The organism is Clostridium bowmanii (genome assembly GCF_018861315.1).
Taxonomy (GTDB): domain Bacteria; phylum Bacillota; class Clostridia; order Clostridiales; family Clostridiaceae; genus Clostridium_AD; species Clostridium_AD bowmanii.
Genome location: NZ_JAHLDL010000070.1, coordinates 1 through 5,519 on the forward strand (window position 1 = coordinate 1; position 5,519 = coordinate 5,519).

The 5,519-nt window shown below is 31.5% G+C and carries 9 protein-coding genes; all 9 read left to right on the plus strand.

Going from position 1 to position 5,519, the window contains the following annotated elements:
- Positions 1-87: 87 nt before the first annotated feature.
- The 9 genes from KPL51_RS22610 to KPL51_RS22635 all read left to right on the plus strand — a co-directional run bounded on the left by KPL51_RS22610 (position 88) and on the right by KPL51_RS22635 (position 5,219).
- Entirely contained in the window at positions 88-567 is a 480-nt protein-coding gene (locus KPL51_RS22610) for an alkaline phosphatase family protein (RefSeq protein ID WP_216166618.1), read from the plus strand.
- Between the two features lie 324 nt (positions 568-891).
- Positions 892-1,326, plus strand: a complete 435-nt coding sequence (locus KPL51_RS23800) for a gluzincin family metallopeptidase (protein ID WP_224854701.1) — start codon at positions 892-894, stop codon at positions 1,324-1,326.
- A gap of 42 nt (positions 1,327-1,368) precedes the next feature.
- A complete protein-coding gene (locus tag KPL51_RS23805; protein WP_224854698.1) occupies positions 1,369-1,626 on the plus strand; it encodes a hypothetical protein in 258 nt (85 codons plus the stop codon).
- A gap of 131 nt (positions 1,627-1,757) precedes the next feature.
- Positions 1,758-1,970, plus strand: coding sequence for a hypothetical protein (locus tag KPL51_RS22620; protein ID WP_216166620.1), 213 nt, complete (start codon positions 1,758-1,760; stop codon positions 1,968-1,970).
- A 736-nt stretch (positions 1,971-2,706) separates the two neighbouring features.
- The gene (locus KPL51_RS24175) at positions 2,707-2,838 is read left to right on the plus strand and encodes a hypothetical protein (RefSeq protein ID WP_263628403.1); all 132 of its coding nucleotides are present in this window, start codon (positions 2,707-2,709) and stop codon (positions 2,836-2,838) included.
- 67 nt (positions 2,839-2,905) lie between these two features.
- Positions 2,906-3,667 (plus strand): CPBP family intramembrane glutamic endopeptidase, encoded by a 762-nt coding sequence (locus KPL51_RS22625; protein WP_216166622.1) that lies wholly within the window; start codon positions 2,906-2,908, stop codon positions 3,665-3,667.
- Positions 3,668-3,851: 184 nt separating this feature from the next.
- Positions 3,852-4,070: a hypothetical protein gene (locus KPL51_RS23810; protein WP_224854695.1), complete on the plus strand. Its 219-nt coding sequence runs from the start codon at positions 3,852-3,854 to the stop codon at positions 4,068-4,070.
- A gap of 38 nt (positions 4,071-4,108) precedes the next feature.
- Complete coding sequence (locus tag KPL51_RS22630) at positions 4,109-4,588, plus strand: 4Fe-4S binding protein (protein WP_224854692.1); 480 nt, start codon at positions 4,109-4,111, stop codon at positions 4,586-4,588.
- Positions 4,589-4,604: 16 nt separating this feature from the next.
- Entirely contained in the window at positions 4,605-5,219 is a 615-nt protein-coding gene (locus tag KPL51_RS22635) for a class I SAM-dependent methyltransferase (RefSeq protein ID WP_216166624.1), read from the plus strand.
- Positions 5,220-5,519 lie beyond the last annotated feature (300 nt).

Below are 5,519 nucleotides of genomic sequence, written 5' to 3' on the forward strand. Positions count from 1 at the left end.
ATAACCATTATCTGAGAAGATAATCAAAAAATCGTGTATTTATGCAATATACGGAAATTTTTCTCGGATAATCATATTTCTAGGATAATGAAAGAACTAAATGAAGGAGTAGAGAAAATGTGTGAGGGGCTAAAGGATACACTTGTTGTTGTAACCGCAGATCATGGGCATATTAATTTGAACTATAGGTTTGTTAGTGATTATCCTCAGCTTTTAAAGATGTTAATAAGGCCAATTTCTATTGAAAGTAGAGCCACATGTTTTTATGTGAAAGAGGAGTACAAAGAGTTGTTTAAATTAGAATTTTACAAAGACTTTGGCAAGGATTTTTTATTGTTTTCCAAAGCAGAAATCTTAGAAGGACAATTATTCGGAACTGGCGAAGCACATAGAAAATTTGAGGACTTTATTGGCGATTTTTTGGCAGTTGCCATTGGAGATCAAGGCATTGCTTACAGTCCTAAATCTAAACAGTTCATATCAAATCATGCAGGAATGACCAAGCAGGAGATGATGATACCATTTATTGTGTTTGAGAGTTCGGAACATTCACATATATTAAAGTAAATAATGAAACTATATAGGCCACAAGGAGAGCATCTGATATTCAGATAAGATTTGAAGAATGTTTTCTTAATTACGGAAGCGAGTATATTTGAAGAGCCCGGTGCGGTAGTTCCGCACGCCGGGGTCTGTGCGGGGTGTGTGGAGCAATCCATGTCTCTACCGTGACTGTGACATTTAAGATCTCTCTAGAATTTTTATGTAATTAATAATTAATATAAAGGATGAGCCAGATTGGTAGGGTATTGTATACAAGCAAACATGTTAAAAATAGAAAGTGATACAAATTATAAGGGGAAATCTAAAATGAAAGGTACAGGAAACTAAATGGGTAACATTGGATTTGAACAGCTACATAAAGAGAAAGATTACAAACTAAATTTAAGAAAAGAAACTCAACATTTTATAATTTATTACACCGAAATAGACAAGCCATGTTTAGATACAGTTTCAGATGTTCTTGAAAATAATTATAATAGAATTGCAATTATTTATAAGCAACAACTTCAAGAGAAATTGACTATTGAGATTCATTCAGACATTAATCAACTTCATATTGCTTTAGGATTTCCGAATGCACCTGATTGGATAAGAGGAGGTATTGGGATAGACAAAATTGTAATAGCGTCTCCTTTAAATCCGCCACCAGGTTCACAATTCAATAATGTCTTAAATACAGCGGTTCACGAGTTTGTGCATATCATAGTAAATAAAATAAATGATGACACACCCAGATGGCTGAATGAAGGAATTGCATGTTAAGAAGCAAAAGCCAATAATGAGAACTGGATAAGGGAAACCGTTATGAATGGGTTAGTAAATAATACGATTCCTACATTTAAAGATTTAGATACTGGCGAGGATTTTGAAACATTCTTCAAACGTAATGGGTATCAATACTCATACACAATAGTAGAATCAATAATTGAAGAGTTTGGTTATGATAAGTTATATAATTTAATAGAGGCGCCTAATAACTTTGTAGGTATTTTGGGCATAACAGAGAATCAAATGCAGAATAAATGGGTGGAGTATATTAAAAAGAATTATCTATTAGCATAATTATTTACAATTTTCATTAGTTTTATTTTAGGCAGGCAGACCTATACCAATATATTGGAGTATTTATTTATTTATTTATTTATAGTAAATTAAATAATGAATGAAACTATAAAAAAAAGGGGTGTTGTAAAATGTTTTCAAGAAAAACCAAAAATATTGAAGCGCAAAATAGTGTCGCAGATTTAATTAAAATTAATATTGGAAAGTTTGAACAGTGGGTACTAATACGGGCTGAGAATAAAAATAATCCAATATTGTTGTTTTGCATGGTGGACCTGGAACAGCCAATATCGGGATTGCTGCTGATACCCAAAAGCAGTTGGAAAAGAACTTTATTGTTGTAAACTGGGATCAATTAGGTGCAGGTCTTTCTTATAACAAAAATTAAGGTTCCACGAGTTTGTACATTAAACGAATGTTAAGAAGTGAAGAATACAAATTAGTAGATATTTACAAGTTTATGGCAGGGTTCTCTTTTAGCTTAAAATGTTTATGGCCAGAAGTTATGGAAATAAATATATTAGAAGAAGTTGATAGTTTTACATTCCTGTATATTTCTTTTTAGGTAAATATGACTATTCTGCGCCAAGTTCATTGGCTGACAATGCATTAATTGAATAAATATAAAATAGGATGGATAGCTTGTTAGAGGGTTTATCAATCAATAATTTGTATTATAATTTATTTCATTGTAATAATAAGGGCATTAGCTATTAAGAAGATTTCTTAATTTTCTTATGTAATAAATTAAATCATGAATGAATTAGTGAAAATTTACGACGTGGTTAACGTCACGGAAGTCAATACAGAAGAATCGTAAATGGTGAGATTCTCGAGGGTATGTGGGGTCCAAAAACGTGGCATGTATAGAAAGATGCTAGGAACTTGGCAGGAATCCTATAGCTCTTTTAGTACAGGTAGGTCTATCCAATCGAAAAAGAGGACGACCAATGCGCATAGGAGTTCGGATTAATTCATAGTACTCTGAGGGCGGGAGAGCCTTCCACTTGGGGAAGGGATTAACAAATATATGCAACTCGCAAATGAAACATAATCTGGACTGAAGGACTGGAGGAAATAATGCAACCATCACTGCGAGGAATAGCAAGAACAGCTAAACATAACCAAAACTATAAATTCAGCAATCTATATGGATTGCTGAATAAGGATGCATCTGATAATCAGATAAGATTTGAAGAATGTTTTGCTTAGTTACGGAAGCGAGTATATTTGAAGAGCCCGGTGCGGTAGTTCCGCACGCCCGGAAAGGAGAAGAAAAATGCAAAAAACGAAACCAGTTTTGTTATCAATTGTATGGACAATAGTGCTTTTGATTTTCCCAGTGGTATCAGGGGTAATTGTCACAGTATTTAAAATGAACCAGATTGAGATTTTTCTGACTCAGGGATGTTTTATGTTGCTTTCCATAATTATTCCGATTATCTATGTATGCAAAAAGAAAATTCATCTAAAAGTAATTGGATTGAGAAAAATGGAACCAGGGAGTATAGGAAAAACTCTGTTCTTTATACCGGTAGTCCTTTCTGAACTACCTCTTATACTGGTTGGTGTTGATTTTAAAGGTTTTACATATGTCAGTGTACTTATATTTTTTACATTAGCGGTTGGAATATCGGAAGAAGTCTATTTCAGAGGCATTATATTAAAGTTACTGAAAGACAACTTCTCTGTTAAGCAAACAATTGTTATTTCTGCTTTGGTATTTGGAATTGGACATTTCGCAAGTATATTGGCAGTACAAAGTATTGTTGAGGTATTACTACAAATTATTAATGCTATTGTGTTCGGAATCCTTGCTGCTGAAATTGTCATGCTTACAAAGAGTTTATTCCCTGTGATAATCTGGCACTTCTTGTTTAATTTTGTGAATCACATTTCGTTAATAGCTAGTACAAGTGAATATATAGCGATTGGGCTTCAAGCAATAATAATGATTATCTATGCCTTATATTTATGGAATAAAATATCTCTAGAAAATGTGCAGATAGATAAGCATGTTAGCAATAGATTACGAGTATAATTTTACGAAACGGTATTAGGAATTTAGGGTGAAATAGCACAAAACTATTAGAATACAATTTCTTGAGGAAAATAGTTTGAATCATAGCAAAGTATACTATTAAATATCTTATTTTGATTGTTTATATTGTTCATATTTTCATTTGTGTATTAGACAAGGCGAGATATTCGATAAGGAGGATATTATGAAAAGACAAAATATTAGAAAGGCTTTAATAATTATATCGTTTCTTTTATTTCCAATAACAATATATTATTTTTCTCCATTTTTGATAATAGAAGGTATGACAAAAGGTATTATTACTGGAAGTTTTATTTTATTTACATTGAATCAGGTGGGTTACAAGAAATTTGTATGGTTTCTTTTAATAAACAGGCAAAGGGTGGCAAGCGGAACTGGATAAAATTCTTTATTTGGACACCATGGATAATAAGCATTATTATGATATTTATTTCATCTAACAAAACCAAAGCAATTAATATTTTCTATGCAACTAATCATGGTATATCTGTTGCTCAGCCTATCGCTTACAGTATCTACTATATCGTAGTTGGCTTGGTTGTTATTATGTCCTTTGTTGGTGGAAAGAGAGCATTTTGTCATTATGTTTGTTGGATGGCTCCATTTATGGTAATAGGAACTAAACTTGGTGCTCTTTTGAGATTCCCCTCACTTAAATTGTTAGCAGATAAAGATAAATGTACCAATTGCGGACTATGTAATAAAAATTGTGTGATGAGTCTTAATGTAAATAAAATGGTACAGAAAAGTTCCATGGAAAATTCTGAATGTATTTTATGTGGAGGGTGTATTGATAATTGTCCTAAAGGTGTTATAAAATACTGCTTTTGCAGTAATATTACTGCAAAATTACATTCTCGTAAAATAGATAGTAATCATATTAAAAAATATTTAAATTAGAGAAAGGAAGGGTCTTATGAACTTAATATTTAGACAAACACAGCTATATAAATTTTTAAACTATTGCAATGAGATTAATTTAGAGAAAAGTGTATTAGATTGTGGCGCAGGAGGAAACTGTCCACCACTTGCACTATTTTTAGAATGTGGGTATAAGACATATGGAATTGAAATAAGCAATTCACAAATTGAAAGGGCTAAAAACTTTTCTAAAGAACACAATGTCGAACTTAATATTTCTAAAGGAGATATAAGAAAACTTACTTTTGAAGATGAATCAATTAGTTATATTTATTCCTATAATACTATCTTCCATATGAAAAAAGAAGATATTGCGAAAGCTGTAGCTGAAATTAAAAGAGTTTTAAAGCCTGGTGGAATTTGTTTTATAAATTTTCTTTCAGTAAATGATTGTGATTATGGACACGGTGAACAGGTGGGAGAAGGAGAGTTTTTACAGAGCGAAGGCGACGAGAAAGTTATTCATACTTATTATAATATTCAAGAGGCTGAAACACACTTTAAAGATATGAAAATATTATTTAAAGAAAACAGGATTTTAGAAAGAATATATGAAGGTGAAAAAATAAAACAAGGATATATAGATTATATAGTTCAAAAAAATAATTAAGATAAACAAATAAACATTATGTCTGAATTATTAGGAAAAAACTTATTGGTTTGTCTAAATTAGATAGACCGATTTTATATGCATATATCTCAAATGTTGTACAAATAGCAAAGAGTAAAGATTACTTATAGATAATGGAGAATAAAAATGCGAAAAACGAAACCAGTTTTGCTATCAATTGTATGGACAATAATGCTTTTGATTTTCCTAGTGGTATCAGGGGTAATTGTCACAGTATTTAAAATGAACCAGATTGAGATTTTTCTGACTCAGGGATGTTTTATGTTGCTTTCCATAATT

Excerpts from the sequence above, each read along its gene's own strand:
- KPL51_RS22610 (WP_216166618.1), top strand. The coding sequence starts at position 88 with ATGAAAGAACTAAATGAAGGAGTAGAGAAAATGTGTGAGGGGCTAAAG.
- KPL51_RS23800 (WP_224854701.1), top strand. The coding sequence starts at position 892 with ATGGGTAACATTGGATTTGAACAGCTACATAAAGAGAAAGATTACAAA.
- KPL51_RS23805 (WP_224854698.1), top strand. The coding sequence starts at position 1,369 with ATGAATGGGTTAGTAAATAATACGATTCCTACATTTAAAGATTTAGAT.
- KPL51_RS22620 (WP_216166620.1), top strand. The coding sequence starts at position 1,758 with ATGTTTTCAAGAAAAACCAAAAATATTGAAGCGCAAAATAGTGTCGCA.
- KPL51_RS24175 (WP_263628403.1), top strand. The coding sequence starts at position 2,707 with ATGCAACCATCACTGCGAGGAATAGCAAGAACAGCTAAACATAACCAA.
- KPL51_RS22625 (WP_216166622.1), top strand. The coding sequence starts at position 2,906 with ATGCAAAAAACGAAACCAGTTTTGTTATCAATTGTATGGACAATAGTG.
- KPL51_RS23810 (WP_224854695.1), top strand. The coding sequence starts at position 3,852 with ATGAAAAGACAAAATATTAGAAAGGCTTTAATAATTATATCGTTTCTT.
- KPL51_RS22630 (WP_224854692.1), top strand. The coding sequence starts at position 4,109 with ATGATATTTATTTCATCTAACAAAACCAAAGCAATTAATATTTTCTAT.
- KPL51_RS22635 (WP_216166624.1), top strand. The coding sequence starts at position 4,605 with ATGAACTTAATATTTAGACAAACACAGCTATATAAATTTTTAAACTAT.